At 53.7% G+C, this 17,839-nt stretch carries 17 protein-coding genes and 1 tRNA gene; 9 read left to right on the top strand and 9 right to left on the bottom strand.

Going from position 1 to position 17,839, the window contains the following annotated elements:
- Positions 1–5: 5 nt before the first annotated feature.
- Positions 6–3,227 (bottom strand): bifunctional cytochrome P450/NADPH--P450 reductase, encoded by a 3,222-nt coding sequence (locus HRQ63_RS20205; protein ID WP_172246994.1) that lies wholly within the window; start codon positions 3,225–3,227, stop codon positions 6–8.
- A 336-nt stretch (positions 3,228–3,563) separates the two neighbouring features.
- Positions 3,564–3,938 (bottom strand): winged helix-turn-helix transcriptional regulator, encoded by a 375-nt coding sequence (locus HRQ63_RS20210; protein ID WP_172246995.1) that lies wholly within the window; start codon positions 3,936–3,938, stop codon positions 3,564–3,566.
- A gap of 306 nt (positions 3,939–4,244) precedes the next feature.
- Between HRQ63_RS20210 and hxlA the strand changes: the two genes are divergently transcribed.
- The 4 genes from hxlA to HRQ63_RS20230 all read left to right on the top strand — a co-directional run bounded on the left by hxlA (position 4,245) and on the right by HRQ63_RS20230 (position 7,150).
- Complete coding sequence (gene hxlA, locus HRQ63_RS20215) at positions 4,245–4,895, top strand: 3-hexulose-6-phosphate synthase (RefSeq protein WP_172246996.1); 651 nt, start codon at positions 4,245–4,247, stop codon at positions 4,893–4,895.
- A gap of 4 nt (positions 4,896–4,899) precedes the next feature.
- Positions 4,900–5,481, top strand: coding sequence for a 6-phospho-3-hexuloisomerase (gene hxlB / locus HRQ63_RS20220; RefSeq protein ID WP_172246997.1), 582 nt, complete (start codon positions 4,900–4,902; stop codon positions 5,479–5,481).
- 220 nt (positions 5,482–5,701) lie between these two features.
- Positions 5,702–6,409: a Na-translocating system protein MpsC family protein gene (locus HRQ63_RS20225; protein WP_172246998.1), complete on the top strand. Its 708-nt coding sequence runs from the start codon at positions 5,702–5,704 to the stop codon at positions 6,407–6,409.
- 45 nt (positions 6,410–6,454) lie between these two features.
- Entirely contained in the window at positions 6,455–7,150 is a 696-nt protein-coding gene (locus HRQ63_RS20230; protein WP_172246999.1) for a Na-translocating system protein MpsC family protein, read from the top strand.
- Positions 7,151–7,241: 91 nt separating this feature from the next.
- Here HRQ63_RS20230 and HRQ63_RS20235 read toward each other — a convergent pair whose 3' ends face one another.
- The 3 genes from HRQ63_RS20235 to HRQ63_RS20245 form a co-directional block, all read right to left on the bottom strand.
- Entirely contained in the window at positions 7,242–7,508 is a 267-nt protein-coding gene (locus HRQ63_RS20235; RefSeq protein ID WP_037289708.1) for a hypothetical protein, read from the bottom strand.
- Positions 7,509–7,596: 88 nt separating this feature from the next.
- On the bottom strand, positions 7,597–8,184 hold the full coding sequence (locus tag HRQ63_RS20240; RefSeq protein WP_172247000.1) for a hypothetical protein: 588 nt from the start codon (positions 8,182–8,184) through the stop codon (positions 7,597–7,599).
- Positions 8,177–10,510, bottom strand: coding sequence for a beta-glucosidase family protein (locus HRQ63_RS20245; protein WP_172247001.1), 2,334 nt, complete (start codon positions 10,508–10,510; stop codon positions 8,177–8,179). Before HRQ63_RS20245 ends, HRQ63_RS20240 begins: the two co-directional genes overlap by 8 nt.
- Positions 10,511–10,730: 220 nt before the next feature.
- Between HRQ63_RS20245 and HRQ63_RS20250 the strand changes: the two genes are divergently transcribed.
- The 3 genes from HRQ63_RS20250 to HRQ63_RS20260 all read left to right on the top strand — a co-directional run bounded on the left by HRQ63_RS20250 (position 10,731) and on the right by HRQ63_RS20260 (position 12,324).
- Positions 10,731–11,546: a helix-turn-helix domain-containing protein gene (locus HRQ63_RS20250; protein WP_172247002.1), complete on the top strand. Its 816-nt coding sequence runs from the start codon at positions 10,731–10,733 to the stop codon at positions 11,544–11,546.
- A gap of 92 nt (positions 11,547–11,638) precedes the next feature.
- Positions 11,639–11,710 (top strand) — tRNA-Val (locus HRQ63_RS20255).
- Positions 11,711–11,901: 191 nt separating this feature from the next.
- Complete coding sequence (locus HRQ63_RS20260) at positions 11,902–12,324, top strand: hypothetical protein (RefSeq protein WP_216674013.1); 423 nt, start codon at positions 11,902–11,904, stop codon at positions 12,322–12,324.
- Positions 12,325–12,456: 132 nt separating this feature from the next.
- On the opposite strand, the gene HRQ63_RS20265 is transcribed toward HRQ63_RS20260, so the two are convergent.
- Entirely contained in the window at positions 12,457–12,672 is a 216-nt protein-coding gene (locus HRQ63_RS20265) for a hypothetical protein (protein ID WP_172247003.1), read from the bottom strand.
- A gap of 72 nt (positions 12,673–12,744) precedes the next feature.
- Positions 12,745–13,749 carry an excalibur calcium-binding domain-containing protein gene (locus HRQ63_RS25765; RefSeq protein ID WP_216674014.1) on the bottom strand — a complete coding sequence of 335 codons (1,005 nt, stop codon included), beginning with the start codon at positions 13,747–13,749 and terminating at the stop codon, positions 12,745–12,747.
- Between the two features lie 299 nt (positions 13,750–14,048).
- Here HRQ63_RS25765 and HRQ63_RS20275 point away from each other — a divergent pair, with 299 nt between their 5' ends.
- Both HRQ63_RS20275 and HRQ63_RS20280 read left to right on the top strand, forming a co-directional pair.
- The gene (locus tag HRQ63_RS20275) at positions 14,049–14,369 is read left to right on the top strand and encodes a hypothetical protein (protein ID WP_172247004.1); all 321 of its coding nucleotides are present in this window, start codon (positions 14,049–14,051) and stop codon (positions 14,367–14,369) included.
- A 44-nt stretch (positions 14,370–14,413) separates the two neighbouring features.
- Positions 14,414–15,988, top strand: a complete 1,575-nt coding sequence (locus HRQ63_RS20280; RefSeq protein ID WP_172247005.1) for a glycoside hydrolase family 32 protein — start codon at positions 14,414–14,416, stop codon at positions 15,986–15,988.
- A 133-nt stretch (positions 15,989–16,121) separates the two neighbouring features.
- Here HRQ63_RS20280 and HRQ63_RS20285 read toward each other — a convergent pair whose 3' ends face one another.
- Together HRQ63_RS20285 and HRQ63_RS20290 are read right to left on the bottom strand one after the other, a co-directional pair.
- The gene (locus HRQ63_RS20285) at positions 16,122–16,715 is read right to left on the bottom strand and encodes a sugar O-acetyltransferase (RefSeq protein WP_172247006.1); all 594 of its coding nucleotides are present in this window, start codon (positions 16,713–16,715) and stop codon (positions 16,122–16,124) included.
- A gap of 18 nt (positions 16,716–16,733) precedes the next feature.
- Positions 16,734–17,765, bottom strand: a complete 1,032-nt coding sequence (locus HRQ63_RS20290) for an ROK family protein (protein WP_216674015.1) — start codon at positions 17,763–17,765, stop codon at positions 16,734–16,736.
- Positions 17,766–17,839: the final 74 nt, after the last annotated feature.

Genomic DNA, 17,839 nt, shown 5'->3' on the forward strand with positions numbered 1-17,839 from the left:
CGAACTTAAATCCCTGTCCATACGTCTTTCACGTAACGGCCGGATTCCTGGAGACCGTCGAGCCACTTCTGCGACTCTTCTTCGCTTGCGCCGTGAACGTCGGCGTAGGCGCGGCGAAGGGTAGCTTCGACGTCGGGAGCCATGCGCGTGCCGTCGCCGCAGACGTAGAAGATGCCGCCTGCGTCCAGTAAGCGGATGACTTCGGCTGTGTTTTCGGCCATGCGGTGCTGCACATAGGTTTTGGGTTGGCCGTCGACGCGGGAGAAAGCGGTGTGCAAGTGCACGAGGCCTTCTTGGGCGTAGGCTTCCAATTCGTCTTGGTAGAGATAGTCGGTGTCCGGGTTGCGGCAGCCGAAGTAGAGTTGGGCTTCGCCGAGGGCGATGTCTTGTTCATGTTGGACATGACGGGCTTGCAGGAAACCGCGGAACGGGGCCAGGCCTGTTCCGGGACCGACCATGATCATTGGAGTCATGGGGTCTTCCGGCAAAGCGAAGCCGCTGCCGGGATCGCGGATAAAGGCGAATAGTTCGGTGCCTTCAGGGAGCGAAGCCAGGTAGTTGGAAGCAATGCCTGCATATTCGCCGCTGCCGCTGCGCGCAGGACCGCGGACGACGGCTACAGTTAGGCTTAGTTTGTTCGCGTCGAGCTTGGGCGAGCTGGAAATGGAGTAGTAACGCGGCTTCAGCGGCGGAAGCAGCGTCAGGAAGCGTCGGAATTCCATTTCGCAGGCCCGATATTTTTCCAGGATGTCCAGCATGGTCAGGCGTTTGAACAAGACTTCGCGCTTATAGGTCTCGTCGTCGTTCATCAGGGCTTCGATTTCGACGCGATGCGGAGGGCAAACGGTCTTTTCCGCAAGTTCCTTGAGCTGTGCCCGGGTGGCAGGTTCCTGAAGTTCCACGCTGCTCGTCAGCAGTTCGCGCAGCTCTACGGCTTGATCCAACGGCAGATGCGCCGCCGCTCGGCCGCTGCCTTGAAGCCGTACCTTCGCATCTCCCTGAAGACTGAAGCGGGATAAGACCCGATCCACTAACGTACGCGGATTGCGCGGCAGGACGCCCAAATGATCGCCTTCCTTGTATGAAGCGCCGGATGGTACTTGCAGTTCGATATGCAAAGTGCTGCGTCCGCCTTCCGGCTGCTGCAGCTCGAAGCTGCGCAAGAGGGTCATCGGCACCGCGCCGTACGTGTCCGCGAGCGGCGAAGAAGTTCGGGAAGCCCGGATGAACTCAACCGCGATACCGCCTGCTTGTACTTCTGCCGCTTCAGGTATCTTCGCTTCAATCCCCAATGCTTTTAGCGCGGCTGGCCACAGTCGAATTTTCCACTCATCGAGCATTTGCTCGAAGTCATCGTTGGCATCGCCTTCGCCGCGTTCCAGCACTTTTTGCCCGCCGAGCCGTTCCAGCGCTTCATCGACCAGGCGAGGAATCCGCTGATAGGTGCTTGCCCAGTTACGGTCCCCGCAGCCAAAGACGGCATAGTGCAGACCTTTTGCCTCGTTGGCTTCCGCCTTTTCCAACCAAGCGACGAAATCCCCTGCGTTGGAAGGCGGACGTCCGTTGTAGGAAGCGGTGACGACGATCAGCAGACCTTGTTTAGGGAGGTTATCCGTCGCGTTGTCCATTTTCGATACGGTCGGCCGGAACCCGAAGCGCTCGCCCTCTTCGGCCAGCTCATGCGCAATCCCCTCCGCCGTTCCCAAATTGGAGCCGTACAAAATCGTTAACGGAGTCTCATGTCGATCGACTTCGACGGACTGTTCTCGGGATTCCGACTCGGCAACCGCTGCTCCGGCCGGACCGGTTCCTTCGCTACCGAATACTGAACCGACCGGCGCCATCGGCGCATTGGCACGCGGACGTACTTGCATCGTGAAGCCGTCCGGCTTAAGGGTTAGCGTCTCCTTGACCTTCAGCTCGTAATTCGCGCCGTCCGCAAGCTCGAAATGCCGCAGCAGCACGCCCAAGACCAGCGTTGCTTCGTGCAAAGCAAACTGCTGACCGATGCAAGCCCTCTGGCCGTTGCCGAAAGGCTTATAGGCATCGTCAGGCACTTTCGAAGGATCTTCGAACCGTTCGGGCCGGAAAGCTTCGACGTCGTCGCCCCACGCGTCTTTGTCCCGATGCAGCACCGGGATCAGCACATTGACCGCCTCGCCCTGTTTCATCGGGTAACGTCCGGCAAGCAGCGTATCTTCTTTGGCTCGCAGGGAAAAGGCTGGGGCGGTCGGCCAAAGTCGCAGCGATTCGCTCAAGATCATCCGGATGTACTTCATCTCGCGCACCTGCTTGTAAGTCGGCGCAGCGGAATCGCTCAGGATCCGGTCCACTTCGTCCTGCGCTTTTTTCAACTTATCCGGATTGTGCAGCAGGAAGTATAGGGCAAAAGACAGCAATCCGCTGGTCGTCTCGTGTCCCGCGATGAGGAAAGTAATGATCTGATAGCGGATATTTTCGTCGGACAATGCTTCGCCCGTATCGGAATCTTCGCCGCTCAGCATGTTATTCAATAAATCGTTCTCGCCCTGGTTCCCGTGTTCGCGGCGTTCCTTCACGATCTTGTCGACGAGCGAGAACATGTAGTCGATATCATGACGCATTTGCGCCTTTTTGCCGATCATCAGCTTGTTCTGCACGCCCAGACGCTGAAGTTGGCTCATGGCCTCGTCCAGCGAACGCGTCATGGCTTCAACGAACGGATGATTGGACTCCCGGTAAAAGCTGTTGAAGCGATAATGGAAACCGCACAGTCCGATCGTATCTAATGTCAGGCGAGTCATGTCTTCGGGCACGTCGACGAATTCATCGGGATTCAGCCGCGCCCACTTCTGCACAAGCTGCATCGCGATATCGACCATCATATCGTGATAGCCGATCATGGCGCGTTGACTGAAGCTCGGCATCAAAATATTGTGCGCTTTGCGCCAGTTGGGTTCTTCCGTCCAGCTCGTAAACAGTCCGTCTCCGGCAAAGGAACGAACATTTTGCAGCGGAGCCCAGACATTTTTCTCGAATCGGGATTCGTCGCAGGCATCGCCTACCAGCTCTCGGCCTGAAATGTAGAGATTGCCCGAACGTCCGGGAAGATCCATTTTAAAAATAGGGCCCTGCTCTTCCGCCAGCTTCATGAGCGATTGGACAGGAGCTTTCGTATCGACGAGCGGCAAATTGCCGAGCGGGCCGAATGTTTTGGGTTGAGGAATGATCGTTTCGTTCGTTGCCATGTTTCGATCCCCTTTCGCGTCAAACCTTGACGACATAAAAATCAACGAGCCACCTGCTATTCTGCGTAAAACAATCCTTTTTGACTGAATGACCGATTTCAATATTCGGTTCTGCATCTGTGTTCTAACCTTGTCCTTTTCCTCGTGCAATGAATCAAACTAAAGCCAAAATAAGCAAAAAGCCCCCTATCGCGCAATTGCAACACGACAAGAGGCTCAGTGCCATCTTCTAAAATAAAGCTTATAAAAAAGCGCCCTGAGGGCGCTTCGAGACTAAAAACCATTTATTCGGGCAGACACAGAGGTTTCTATAACTATTTCTCGCAGCGGCAGCACTCAGTTCGCTTCCTGATCCGGCGTTTTCCAGATGACTTCTTCGCCGTATTTTTTGCCCCAGTCGTACATCATGCGCAGCACGGGGGTCAGGCTTTCGCCGTAGGCGGTCAGCGAGTATTCGACTTTGGGCGGGACTTCGCGGTAGACTTCCCGGTGCACGAGCAGATCCTCTTCCAGTTCGCGCAGTTGGTTGGTCAGCATTTTTTGCGTAATGTTGGGAATCAGCTTTTTCAATTCGCTGAAGCGCTTCGTTCCTTCGAGTCCGAGATGCCAGAGGATAATCAGCTTCCACTTGCCTCCGATGACAGCCAGGGTGAGTTCTTTTTCGCAGTTGATTGCTTGCAGGTCGATCCGTTCTTTGACTTCGCTTGCCATCGTTGAATCCCTCCGTTATATGAAATTAATGTCGGTATTAGACTTGGTCGGTCCCAATAGTATACATCAGAACCGTACCCTCCGGCAAAGAAAGTAAGGGCAGATCGGATACCGGCTTCGCGCAATCCCTTGCCCCGCGCAATAGTATCCTCCACGTAACTTCCCCACTTCAAAGTGCCTTCTTCCGCTTCCGCAGGTTGAGGCTTACAATAAATCCAGACGGCACGCTTCCCGGCTCGCCCGGATCGCTGAAAATAAATTCGAACGTGCCTTAAACCCAACTTAACCGATAAGGAGTGTTTGTATATGAAATTGCAATTGGCATTGGATCTGGTCGACATCCCTGGAGCGATCGAAGTCGTTAAAGAGGTAGAAGCCCATATCGATATCGTGGAAATCGGTACGCCGATCGTTATCAACGAAGGCCTGCACGCGGTAAAAGCATTGAAAGAAGCTTTCCCGCAGCTCGACGTTCTGGCTGACCTGAAAGTCATGGACGCGGGCGGTTACGAAGTCATGAAAGCAACGGAAGCCGGCGCAAGCATCGTGACGGTTCTGGGCGCGTCCAACGACTCGACCATCCGCGGCGCCGTGGAAGAAGCGAAAAAACACGGCACGCAAATCCTGATCGACATGATCAACGTGCCTAACCTGGCCGAGCGCGCCGCTCAAGTCGACGCTCTGGGCGTGGACTACATCTGCGTGCACACCGGCTACGATCTGCAAGCGGAAGGCCAAAGCCCGTTCGAAGACCTGCAAACGATCAAAGCCGTCGTGAAAAACGCGAAAACGGCTGTTGCCGGCGGTATCAAGCTGGACACGCTGCCGGGCGTTATCGCGGCTCAACCGGACCTCGTAATCGTAGGCGGCGGTATCGCGGGCCAAGACGACAAAGCAGCTACGGCCGCTGAAATGCGCCGCCTGATCCAAGAAGGTTCCGCTGCGGCTCAGGTCTAAGCACATGAGCAGCCAATCTTCGGCACTCGCGGTCACGACGGATTTTGCCGCGCAAGTGGCTGCCGAACTGACCGAGGCGGTCCGCGGCATCGATCAAGCGCAGGCTGAAGCATTCGTTGAAGCACTGGATAGCGCGGCAAACGTCTTTACGGCTGGCGCGGGACGCTCCGGCTTGATGGGCAAAGCCTTGGCGATGCGGTTGATGCACGGCGGCTCCGCGGCCCATGTGGTAGGGGAAACGACGACACCGGGCATCGGACCGGGCGATCTGCTCGTCATCGCTTCGGGTTCGGGCGAGACCCGGACGCTGGTTCCCATGGCTGAAAAAGCACGTGAATTGGGCGCCGATGTTGCGGTGGTCACGTTGAAGCCCGACTCCACGCTCGCCAAGCTGGCGACGCTGGTCGTTCAGCTTCCGGGAGCCTCCAAGTCCCGCGAAAATGACGACTACGCAACCATCCAGCCGATGGGTTCGTTGTTCGAGCAAACGCTGCTGCTGTTTTTCGACGCCTCCGTGCTGCGCTTGATGCAGCGGAGGGGACTCGACGGCAACAAAATGTACGGCAAGCATGCCAATTTGGAATAACGTTCAGTACGAAATTTCAACCGAAAGCCGATTCTTCTTTACGAAGAGTCGGCTTTTTTAAGCTTTTTCCTTCTATAATTAACTTTCTTTTTTTCATATCCTGTCGATAAAAAGGTTCCGAGGGCTTATTTAGGTTTATTTTTAAATTAGACGTTTCCTTGCTTTCCTTCTATTTCTACTAATGCTCCTGCACAATCTGAGAAAAGGAGCCGGACCCCTTATGTCCAATTACACCGTTTCGGACACGATTCGTTACAAGACGCTTTCTTTGTTCGCCGAGCATTTCGGCATTTCGCCGGCGCGCGTATCGGTAACGGTAAACGACAGCTGCGTCATCATCTGCGCGGAACGCTTTTTGCAGCCGATCGTGGAATCGATGATTCATGAAGCTTCGCAAGGCGCCCTTCAATCGACCCGGGAACTGATGGTCGGCTATTTGATGCCGGAACTTTGCCGTTATATTTTCAACGATTGCGGTCTTCCGGTCGAAACGCATGCCTACGATTGGAATGACGACGATCTATCCTGCCTGATTTTCATGATGTTCAGCGAGCCCGCCTGTTTGCGCGAAAACGAGCCTTACCCGGAGCAAAACAAAGTTCATCGCAACATCGCCACGCTGACGTACGATTTTCAACGATTTCCGGAAAAAATCTATTCATTTTGGATGGAACGCACAATGCTCGTGATCGTTCGGGACGGCACGCTGACCGAAGTCGAAAAAGCTTTGATCGAAGACGAACATTGCGAAGTGCTGCGCATCTCCAAACGGCGGGTGGAAAAAAAGAAGTTTTGCGAAGAACCGCCGTTCGGCGGCATCGCGAATCGAAGCGTAAAAGGCATTTACATCGATTGGATTTTCCCGGATGACCGCAGCATATTGGTGTACGTATTCGATAAAGCCCAGCCGAAGCTATTTTACGACTGAGATCGAATCAAAACGCTACTTTATTCAAAGGAGACCTATTTGACCATGACGATTGAAAAAATCACCCACTCTATCCAACAAACCGTTTTTTCGTTATTCGAGACGAACTTCGGCAAACGACCCGAAGCCGTCAGGGTCTCCGCCAACGAAAAATGCTTGATTATCCGCATCGAAGGTTTTCTGGGCAGCATCATGGAAACGATGATTGCCGAAAAGTCGCACGGCGCTTTGAACTCTACCCGGGAACTTATCGTCGGTTACATGCTGTCCCAGCTCGACGAAGATTTGAGCAGCGAATTGAATTTGGACGTCGCCCATTTTTATTACGATTGGAACGATTCGGATCTGAGCTGCATCATTTCCGTCGTTTTGCGGGAAAACGAGCATTATGCGTTGGACGATCCTTATCCGGGCAAAGAAGAAGTGCATCAGAAGGTCGTGGATATTACGCAAAAGGTACAAAAGGTCCCCGAAAAAGTCCATTCGTTTTGGGTAGACGGCGATTTTCTGGTGGTCATCCGCGGCGGCCTGCTGATCGAATTGGAAACGGCGCTGCTGGAAGACGGTCACGAATCCGCTCTGCGGATCGCCAAACGAAAAGTCGAAAAGCGCTATTTCGCGCAAAAAATGAATTTGGCCGAAATCGTCGGACGTCAGCCTACCGGCGTCTATCTCGACTGGGCGTTCGATCTGGACCGCAGCATGATCGTCTACTCTTTCGATTCCGAAACGAGCCGTTAAGGTAAATAGATAGGTTTTGGTCAAAAAGCAAACAAAAACCGACCTGGTGAACAGGCCGGTTTTTTCAGTTGCTGCTTGTTGCTTTGTTGCGTCATTCGTTCTCGCCGGTCATTTCGATACGGTCGATCCCTTGCACCGTGATCGATACTTCGAAATTGCCGTCGCCTACGGGACTCATCCTCAGTAAACCTCGTTCGGCGAGATAGCGGTAAGCGAGCTTGCGCTCCGTCTCTCCGTTGATCTCGTCTCCGGACAAGATGCTCGGCTCGCCCGCAAGCTCGAACCAACTGTCGTACAGCCTGCCCAGCACTTCGCGCCGAAGGCCCCGGCGGCGGTTGAACTGTCCCATGCGTTCCAAAAGACCTCTCCTCCTTCGTGTGTGGATCGCGGGGCCGTTCGCTTCGCGCTTCGGCTTCAAACGAAAGCCCTCACTTCCTATTACACGATTAAGGTCTTGTTCGACGCTCCGTCGATTCTCGAAGAATCCCGGCAGCCAAGGCATGAACGCGTTCCAGTTCCAACTTCGCTTCGATGCGCGCATGCGGATTGTTCGGATCGATCGGCTCCGGCTCGACTGCCGCCGCTTGCCGCACGATGTCCAGCAGGCGCTTCAACGCTTGAGGTTCCGGCATAGCCGGATCGATGCAAGCGCAGGCCGTAAGCACGCCTTCGAACGCCGGGCCGATCGTCAGCGACAGGCTTTCGTACTGCTTCCACTTTTGCTCCGCGAACGTGACCAACGGCTTGCCCGCCCGTTCGGGCCGAAAGCGTCGGAACGCTTCGCAAACGGCGTCTTCATCCGCAAAGCCCAATTCTTCCAGCAAACGGCGTACCGCAACTTCCGTACCCAGTTTAGCCAAAGCCAGATAAGCCAGCTTCCGCTGCGGTTTCTTTTTGGCTTCCGCCAGTTCGAGCAGAGCCGCTTCGTCCGGGCGCTCCAGACCTTTGGCCGCTAAAGCAACTTGCAGCTTCTCCATCTCTTTCGCGGAAAAATCAGGCTTGACGCCGTCTTGAAAAAACGGACGTTCAGCCATTGAGCTTGTCCAGCAGCTCGTTCAGCTTTTGCTCGCCGTCCGGTTTGGCCGCGAAGCCGACCGCGGCCCGGAGAGGCAAATAACGTCCGACCGCTTCCATCATGCCGGCCTGATCATGCCCGTCTTCGTCTTCATCGCCGCTTTGCGCTTCTTTTTCATCTTCGGCAGGCGGCGTGAACAGTCCGCCTTGCAGGAACTCGTCCAGCAGCGCTTTCTTCTCCGGGGTTAAGCGTCCCGGCTGCATCAAGTCGCCGATCAGCGAGTTGCGATGCACGGGTTCCCGTACAGGCTCGTCGCCTTCGATCTGTACTTCGGCCGTCAGCGCGATGTCGCGCGAAGACGATCCTACGCTCAGCTCGAACACGCCGCTCTCCACGCGCCAACCGCTTGTTTGAACGTCGTAGTAGGCGAAGGCTCTGCGGTCGAGCGTCAACGATACCGTCTTGCTTTCGCCCGGCTCGAACTCTACTTTTTCAAACCCCTTCAATTCTTGACGCGGACGGTCCACGGTGCTTTCCACGTCGCGGACATACAGCTGCACGATCTCCTTAGCCGCAACGCTGCCCGTATTTTTCACCTGCACGCTGACTTCAACACCCGCATCGGCCGAAGTTTGCGAAGCGCTCAGTTTCAGATCGGAGTAGGCGAATGTGGCATAAGACAAACCGAAACCGAACGGGAACAGCGGCTGTATCGCTTTTTTGTCGTAATAACGGTAGCCGACGTAAATGCCTTCGCGATACTCCACGCGGTCGCCCACGCCGGGGAAATTGAGGTACGCCGGCGTGTCTTCGATGCGTACAGGAAACGTCTCGGCTAATTTGCCGGAAGGACTGACGTTGCCGAACAAAATATCCGCGATCGCGCCGCCCAGTGCCTGACCGCCGAGATAAGCTTCGAGAAGTCCTTTGACTCCGCCGAGCCACGGCATTTCAACAGGCGAGCCGTTGCTGAGCACGACGACCAGATTCGGCTGCGCTTTCGACAGTTCTTCGATCAGCTTGAGTTGGTTGTCCGGCAAACGCAGATGCGTGCGGTCATATCCTTCCGACTCGTAGGCGTCCGGCAGTCCCGCGTACAGTACGGCTACGTCGGAATGCGCTGCCAGCTTCACGGCTTCCGCGATTTTCGCTTCGTCGACGGTGTCGCCTTTGAGGCTGTAGCCGCTCGCGTAGCTGACCTCGGCCTCGCCCGCTTCCTGAGCAAACTCGTCGTACGCGACTTCCAGCTTGGTCGGCTTGATATGCGAGCTGCCGCCGCCTTGGTAACGGGGACGTTTCGCCAATTCGCCGATGACCGCGATTTTGCCCGAGCGCTTCAGCGGCAGGACACGATCGTCGTTTTTGAGCAGCACCATGCTTTCCCGTGCCACGCGGCGGGCAAGAGCATGATGTTCGTCTTTGTCGTACGCGGCATTTTCGACTTTCTCGGCCACGGAACGGAATACGACGCGCAGGATTCGCTCGACGGCCGCATTCAATTTCTCCTCGGATAATGTGCCGTTCTTGACCGCTTCCACGATCTTGCCGTCCCCGATTCCGCCGCTCGACGGCATTTCCAGCTCCAGTCCGGCCGCAAGTCCTTCCGCCCGTTCGTTCACCGCGCCCCAGTCGGATACGACGAAGCCTTCCAATCCCCATTCTTCTTTCAGGATTTGATTCAGCAGATAGTCGTTTTCCGAAGCATAGGTGCCGTTGACGCGGTTGTAGGAACTCATGACGGTCCACGGTTGGCCTTTTTTAACTGCGCCTTCGAAGCTAGCCAGATAGATTTCGCGCAGCGTGCGCTCGTCGACGATCGCGTCCACGGACATGCGGCGATGCTCCTGATTATTGACGGCAAAATGCTTCAGCGACGTGCCGACGCCCTGGCTTTGCACGCCCTGGATATGGCTGGCCGCGATCTCCGAGGAAAGGTACGGATCTTCGGAAAAATACTCGAAGTTGCGTCCGCACAGCGGCGAGCGCTTGATGTTCGCGCCCGGTCCGAGCAGCACCGCCACGTTCTCCGCCTGACATTCTTCGCCGAGCGCCGTGCCCATTTGCCGGATCAGGTCGCGGTCCCACGACGATGCGATCCCGGCCGCCGAAGGGAAACAGGTCGCGGGCACGCTGTCGTTCAGCCCCAGGTGATCCGCGCCTTCCGCCTGTTTGCGCAATCCGTGCGGACCGTCGGTCACCATCACGGACGGAATGCCAAGACGCTCAATCCCTTTGGTATGCCAGAAATCCTGACCGGAGCAAAGGCCCGCTTTTTCCTCCAACGTCATTTGAGCGATCAATTCTTGAATATTCGGCGTTTCTTTTGCTTGGTTTTGCTGACTCATATTCGATCTCCTCTCGGTATGGGGGTTGAGTGCGGCGAAGATGCTTGCATGACTAACTAAATTGTTTATTAGACCATTTGATGGCATTTTAATCGTTCACGATTATTGTAGAGCGTTTTCATCACGGGAATCTATTAAGAAAAAGACCTTTTTTGTAGTTTCGGCAGCTAAGCTTTAAAATAAGAGCAAGAAGATCGGTGAAGGCGAGGGATTGTCAGGCATGGAAAAAAGACGAAGCGAGATCAACGGTACTGTGACGAAAAATCAAGAGAAAACGGATGAAATCCCGACGTCTTTTTCCGCATTCGCCGACGACCGGGAACTTCTGCGCAATCTGGCGAGAAGTCGGCAAAATCAACATCTGCATCACGACCTCCCTACCGAACGCAAAATGCTGCAATACATACGCGAAGGCCGCGGCGAGGAGTTGGAAGCTTTTTTGACGGACTGGGGGCAGCGCGAAGATTTCGGCATTTTGTCCCGCAGCAGCTTGCTTCGCCATAAGAAAAATCTGACGATCTGCGGCATTACGCTCTACACGCGGGCGGCGATCGAAGGCGGATTGAATGCCGAGATTGCGTTTACGCTCAGCGACCTGTTGATCCAGCGCGTGGAGGAGCAGCATTCGCCGGAAGACGTGGATCGGTTGTCGACCGTCGCGGTACGCGAATTTGCGCAGCGGGTGCGGCAGGCACGGGAGTCTTCGGGCAGCGGTACGTTCGAAGCTTGTCGGCAGTACATTTTCAACCATCTGTACGAGGAACTGCCTCTCTCCCGCCTAGGCGCCGCGACCGGGCTTAACCCCTCGTATCTGTCTCGGCTGTGCAAAAAGGAAACGGGGTTATCGCTGTCTGCTTATATTCGGCGTGAGAAAGTGGAGGAAGCGAAAAGGCTGTTGGAGTTGAACGAGTATACGTTATCGGAGATTTGCGTGCTGCTGAGATTTAATGATCAGAGTCATTTTACGCAGGTGTTCAAAGCTTGGAGCGGAGTGACCCCGGGGGCGTATCGGAAACGGTTTGCGAAGAAAAATTGAAGAATTTAGGGATAAGTGCTTGCTATACGTCTGGGACCTATGGTATGATCTTTCTTGTCGACAAGAGTTCCACTCTTGTGCAAGCCATATGAAGGACGGTAGCTCAGCGGGAGAGCACTATCTTGACAGGGTAGGGGTCATGGGTTCGATCCCCATCCGTCCTATACTTGAAAAACCCTTATGCGATAAGGGTTTTCTTTTTTTATGCTTTTTTAAAACTCTTTAAAATCATCGAGTGGTGCCGAAATTGGTGCCGCTTTTTAGTTTTTATAAACAAAAGGCAAGCAAGCATCCATCCATCTATACTTCCTTTTTTTGGTACTATCGAGACATACAAAGAACGGAGGGTGATTTATTGAAAAAGAATATTTTAGGCGTTTTAATTTTCTGCATAAGCATTATATTGATGTTGCCGTTTATGGAGCAGAAAGCAGATGCCGCCGGTGCAACCATGTACTCATACGAATTTGAAATATACTCAAATGACGGAACAGAGTTTTTAGGTACTCTTTCGACAAACCGTTATGATTCTGATTCGATTTTTAACAAATACGGAAGTTACGGCAGCAAGTATTCCAGTACGAGTATTTGGAATCCTTACGGTACTTACGGCAGCAAATACAGTATAGATAGTGCTTTTAACAAATATTCGACTTCGCCGCCGATCCTTGTTTACAACGGTCAAGCCATTGCTTATGTTTCGGTGAATAAGTATCTCGCGGGTTCGATCTCCCCTTATCAACTTTGGAATGAAGCAAAAGCAATTGACGGCATGTAAAATTCAAAGCAGAAAATTCCTATGAGATCCTATACGGACTCACTTTTTTATTTCCGCGCCAACTTTATCAAAAAACCGCCCCTTTAAAAAGGAACGGTTTACATACTCGATCGTTAAATGGCTATTGAACTTCTATGCCTCGTCTTCCCCGCTATCCTCTTCCCGAATATCATAAAACCAGAAATACTTGATCGTCGCCGTGTTGATGGTATTGCCGTCGATCTCGATCCACGCATTCGAGGTGATCTCTTCCGGCAGTCGTTCGAACTCTTCTTCGCCGATTCCGATCTCCAGCACTTCTCCGTCCGTGAAATGAATCGCGATTACCGTCGTTTCTTCCGTTTCCATCTGCACGCCTCCTATTCATTCGGTTAGTCTTCCGATATCTTAATTTCGACATCGCCGCAAAAATTCCTGTTTTTATTCACAACCGATTCCATCCCCGTCCCGATCCAGTTTGCGCGAGTAGCCCGGATCTCCCGCGTACACAGGCGCAGCTCCGGCGGCTCTGGCTGCTGTACAGTTTTTGAAATATACAACGCTCCCCGCATTCGAAGCAGATGTGTCTGATGAACCGGAGTATCCGCCGTCATAAGAATCCCAATCACTGATCTCGCAGCCGATACCGTCGCTATCGCGATCCAGCCAACTCGCGTAACCCGGATCTCCTTCATATACAGGCGCAGCTCCGGCCGCTTCAGCGGCTGCACAATTTTCGTAATAAATTCCTGTCGTTTCTATGTTCGAATCATCCGATGAAGCGAAAGAACCTTCCGTACGCACGACTTTGCTGCTGACCCATCCTTCAAAACCGGAAGACGTTTGTACGTGATACCAGGTTCTTCCGTCTCCCGAATCGTAATGCTGCGCATTCAGGCTTTCAAGCTGCGTTCCTTTTAAAACGGTATCGACGACTTCCGAATCGATGGAAGGAGAATGACGTATGTTGGCTTCTTGTAATACAAAGTATTGGGAAGCGGCTGCAAAAGTAGAGTCATCGCTATCCTTAGTTTCGGATTCCGGTCCATTCGCGAAATAATTGCCATCCGATTCTGCCACGACAGCGCTGCTGATCCAGCCGACCTTACCCTCTCTGCTTTTTACGTTGTACCAGATTCTTGAATCTTGAGGATCTACATATTTGACGTGTAAGTATTCGAGATCCTGCCCTTCTTTACCGATGAAAAGAGACGGTGAGTCATAATCGGCTTCTTCGCGAATATTCGCATCTCCTCCATCGATTCTCCAATAAGTAGTCTGACTTTCCGAAGCCGTCTCGTCAACGGGATGGCTATCTTGCAAAGTTGCCTCTTTTTCCGTTTTCGGTTTCTCCGTGCTTGCCGTCGGCTGCGTCGATTTAACTTGATCCGAAGATTCCGTTATTGAACTTTCCGACTTTTTTTGATCCGTTTCGACGTTTTTCAAGGTTGATTGTTCAGTTCCCGTTTGCTGCGAATCGGATTTTAAGGATTCTTCATTCGTTCCGCACGCACTCAAAACAAACAAAAGCAAAAAACTCAAAATGGCTCCGTTTCTAATCTTTTTGATCAAGTCCGCCTCTTTTCCCTTTTGCTATTTGGATTAAGAATCATATCAATCATTGTATCGGAAATTTAATCCAAAATTATAATTCGATATTACAACTTATAAAAGCTGTCTCCTTTTTGAGTTGCTGCCTTCCCTTCTGGTAAACTGAACGAGACTTCAATCAAAGGAGGATGTTCATGCAGCTTAATCAACTGACCCGTCAGGGAGAAGAGCTTCGTCATAAGGTCGAGCAGGCCGAGGATTTTCGGAATATTACCCTCTGGCTGTCCAGCGCCGCCGTTTATTTGGAAGCCCGGCATAAAGGACTCAAAGAAACGGCTTCGTTCATCGCGGAAAAGGACAAGTTCAAATCGCTCGTGCTCGATAAAGAAGAGTATTCGATCCATCTGTTCGACTCGCTGATCGGAACGCTCAAAGCGATTGAGATGCTGGAAGACATGCAGTCGCGTCAGCAGAGCGAATCGAGCCGCGGCGCGCGCAACTGGAACGACTTTTAAATACCGGAGACTTATGCACCGAACCCAAAGGAGGATGAACCCAGGTGACATCGCCGCAAGAAAAACATTTCGAAGCGTTGGAACGCGCCGAAGCTTCGATCGCCGAGGCACGGGAACGCGTCGCGCAGGACCGTTGGAGACTGCGCTATCACGTGGCGGCTCCCGCTTATTGGATCAACGATCCGAACGGCTTCAGCTTTTACCGCGGCGAATACCATCTGTTTTATCAGCATCATCCCTACTCGCCGGAGTGGGGACCGATGTATTGGGGACACGTCAAAAGCCGCGATCTGGCGCATTGGGAACATCTGCCGATCGCTCTCGCGCCGACGGAAGACTATGAGCGCGACGGCTGTTTTTCCGGCAGCGCGATCGAAAAAGACGGCAAGCTTTGGCTGATGTACACGGGCAACGTCTGGACGGGCGAGAATCGGGATCACGATTTGAAGCAGGTTCAAGCGTTGGCTTGCAGCGAAGACGGGATCCTTTTTGAAAAGCTTGCGAACAACCCGGTCATTGCCGCGGCGCCGGAGGGCGACGTGCATCCTTTCCATTTCCGCGATCCTAAGGTATGGGAACACGGCAATGCGTATTACTGCGTACTCGGTTCGCAGACGACGGATCGCCGCAGCGGGCAGGTTCTGCTCTATCGGTCAAGCAATCTGACGGACTGGAGTTTCGTGAACATCATGGCCGGCGGTCAAGAACCGACCGAGACGCTGGGCTACATGTGGGAATGCCCGGATGTGTTCGCTTTGAACGGTCACGATGTGCTGGTCTGCTCGCCGCAAGGAATGAAGCCTGTCGGCGACCTCTACCACAATCTGCACCAATCCGGTTATATGCTCGGCAAGCTGGACTATGATACGGGTCGTTTCGAGCACGGAGAACTGCAACTGCTCGATTACGGCTTCGACTTCTATGCTCCGCAAACGACCGAAGACGATCAGGGGCGTCGGATCATGATCGCTTGGATGACCATGTGGGAAGATAAAATGCCTGAGCAGGTTCGGGGCTGGGCGGGCGCGATGACGATTCCCCGCGTGTTGACGCTCGAAAACGGACGGATTCTCAGCCGACCGGTGCCGGAACTCGTCAACCTGCGCGGCGAAGGCGTGAGCTACGAACAGATCCGGATCGCCGATGCCTCTCCGGAAAATGCCTATGCCGAAAGCGAAGAATACGCGATGCCTTCGGCAAGCAGCGTTATTCGCGGCGGGCAAGAATTCGCGGGCGTGAACGGCGATTGCTTGGAGCTGGAAGTCGAATTCGATGCCGGATCCGCCGCATCCTTCGGCCTTTCCTTGCGCGTAGGGGAAACATCGGGCGAAGAAACGCTTTTGACGTATGATCGGGAGCAGCAGAAGCTGATCCTGGATCGCGAACGCTCCGGCGCGGGTTCCGGCGGAATCCGCAAAGCCCCTCTCGCTTTGCGGGAAGATCGGCTCCGGCTGCGGATATTCATCGATCGCTCTTCCGTCGAAATCTTTGCGCAGGACGGCGAATTGGCGATGTCCGCGCGAATTTATCCCGGCGTCGACTCGACGGGGATACGTTTCTTCGCGGAAGGCGGCGAATCGGTATTGACCGCGCTGCACTGCTGGCCGCTGGACCGATAAGCCTCAATACGGGCATCGCCTGGTTCGCCGAGTATTCCAGGTTAAGACCGGCCGGCATGGCATTCATAAAAAGTTACGAACACGGCGTGCGATAATTCGCACGCCGTGTTTTTTAATCGTAAAGTCCGGATTTTTATATACCGGCTACCGGCTTCTCCCCGACTTCGATGGTCCGGATCACGCGAGCGGGGTTTCCGCCGACAATCGTATTATCCGGTACATTTTTCGTTACAACCGCCCCGGACGCAATCACTGCATTATCTCCGATGGTCACGCCCGGGTTAATGATCGCCCGACCGCCGATCCAGACATTATGCCCGATCGTAATCGGCTTGCCGAGCTCGGGTCCGGCAATTCGTTCGTAAGGATCGATGGGATGCGTCGCCGTGTAGATGCTCACGCCCGGCGCCAACATGCAATTGTCCCCGATCCGTACTTCGCATACGTCCAGAATGGTACAGTCGAAATTGGCAAAAAAGTTTTCTCCGACATGGATATTGTAGCCGTAGTCGACGCGCAAGCTCGGTTCGATATAGACGTTTTCCCCCGTTGATCCGAAAAGTTCTTTCAACAGGGCCGTTCGCCGTTCCGGTTCTTCCTCGGTAGTCGCGTTGAACTGCCGGATCAGCTTTTTGGCATGAAGGCTCTCCGCGCGCAGCTCCTCGTCCCAAGCTTTATACAATTCCCCGGCTAACATTTTTTCTTTTTCCGTACGTTCGCGTTCCATCGTTCGATCATCCTTTCTTTAATAACGTTTCTCCACAAGTTCCAGCGAATAAGACAAACTCTCCATCGTCATCGCAATCAGTCCGTTTAAATACGGTTCTTCCGGCGATTCCAGCCAGAGCAACTGCGGCATATGCTCGGGCGGAATAACATCCAAGCAGCGTTCGCGGATCAGCGACAGATCGTTCTCCTGCACCTGTTCGCCTGTCAGGGCAATCAATGCGGGATTGACGATGGCCGTTAGACTGGCTACCGCGTGTGCGGCAAGAGGGATAAAAGTCTTCTTCGAATTGAGTCTTCGCAGCTGCTCCTCACGCGAGATCCCGAACGGCAAAAAGGAGACTTCTCCGGCAAAACGACTGGTTCCCCGATGGATATGTCCGTCGATCATCAAGCCCGCTCCCGGAAAACAATCCGGCACGAAGATCATCACGGCCAGCGTTCCCGGCTCTTCCCAGTCCTGCTTCTGATACAAACCGTAAACGGTCAGATTCATATCATTTTCCACAATGACCCGTACTCCATGCTTCTCGCTGATTCGCTGCTCCAGCGGCACGCCGATCAGCTTTTCCGCGTCGCAAATGTTAATGACGCCCTCATGTACCAGTCCGGGAATCCCGATTCCGACCGCCTTGATCTGTGCATGCTTGCCGAGCAGCACGCCGACCAACGTATCGATCGCAGATTCATCAAGCACCGAAACTTCGCGCGAGCGGCGTTCCATGATGTTGCCGGACGAATCGGCAACGGCGTATGCGAGCGTCGGGCGTCCCTTTTCGAATACGGCATAGATGCAAGCGATATACGAATAATCCGCATTGTAGACAAAACGTCTTGCCCGCCGTCCCCCGCTCGATGCTTCAGGCTCGTCCTCCAGCGCCTCTCCGCTATCCAGCATCTCTTTCAACAGCGTGCCGCACGTCGCCACGCTGAGTCCGGTTGCTTGCGCAATGGAGGACTTCGTTCCGTACGAAGCAAGGCGAAGGGCTTGACGGACAAGCTCTTCGTTCATTTTTTTCACCTTGATCGAGCTGTGCGTCACGGATGGCATCTTCTCACCCTTTCATCGACGATAACTTTAAATAATACTTATCGAAAGTAAAATCATAACATAGACTATAGCGG

Source organism: Saccharibacillus endophyticus (genome assembly GCF_013185185.1).
In the GTDB taxonomy this organism is placed as follows: domain Bacteria; phylum Bacillota; class Bacilli; order Paenibacillales; family Paenibacillaceae; genus Saccharibacillus; species Saccharibacillus endophyticus.

Bases quoted from the DNA above. Each gene is read 5' to 3' on its own strand.
- HRQ63_RS20205 (WP_172246994.1), bottom strand. From the start codon at position 3,227: ATGGCAACGAACGAAACGATCATTCCTCAACCCAAAACATTCGGCCCG.
- HRQ63_RS20210 (WP_172246995.1), bottom strand. From the start codon at position 3,938: ATGGCAAGCGAAGTCAAAGAACGGATCGACCTGCAAGCAATCAACTGC.
- hxlA (WP_172246996.1), top strand. From the start codon at position 4,245: ATGAAATTGCAATTGGCATTGGATCTGGTCGACATCCCTGGAGCGATC.
- hxlB (WP_172246997.1), top strand. From the start codon at position 4,900: ATGAGCAGCCAATCTTCGGCACTCGCGGTCACGACGGATTTTGCCGCG.
- HRQ63_RS20225 (WP_172246998.1), top strand. From the start codon at position 5,702: ATGTCCAATTACACCGTTTCGGACACGATTCGTTACAAGACGCTTTCT.
- HRQ63_RS20230 (WP_172246999.1), top strand. From the start codon at position 6,455: ATGACGATTGAAAAAATCACCCACTCTATCCAACAAACCGTTTTTTCG.
- HRQ63_RS20240 (WP_172247000.1), bottom strand. From the start codon at position 8,184: ATGGCTGAACGTCCGTTTTTTCAAGACGGCGTCAAGCCTGATTTTTCC.
- HRQ63_RS20245 (WP_172247001.1), bottom strand. From the start codon at position 10,510: ATGAGTCAGCAAAACCAAGCAAAAGAAACGCCGAATATTCAAGAATTG.
- HRQ63_RS20250 (WP_172247002.1), top strand. From the start codon at position 10,731: ATGGAAAAAAGACGAAGCGAGATCAACGGTACTGTGACGAAAAATCAA.
- HRQ63_RS20265 (WP_172247003.1), bottom strand. From the start codon at position 12,672: ATGGAAACGGAAGAAACGACGGTAATCGCGATTCATTTCACGGACGGA.
- HRQ63_RS20275 (WP_172247004.1), top strand. From the start codon at position 14,049: ATGCAGCTTAATCAACTGACCCGTCAGGGAGAAGAGCTTCGTCATAAG.
- HRQ63_RS20285 (WP_172247006.1), bottom strand. From the start codon at position 16,715: ATGGAACGCGAACGTACGGAAAAAGAAAAAATGTTAGCCGGGGAATTG.
- HRQ63_RS20290 (WP_216674015.1), bottom strand. From the start codon at position 17,765: ATGCCATCCGTGACGCACAGCTCGATCAAGGTGAAAAAAATGAACGAA.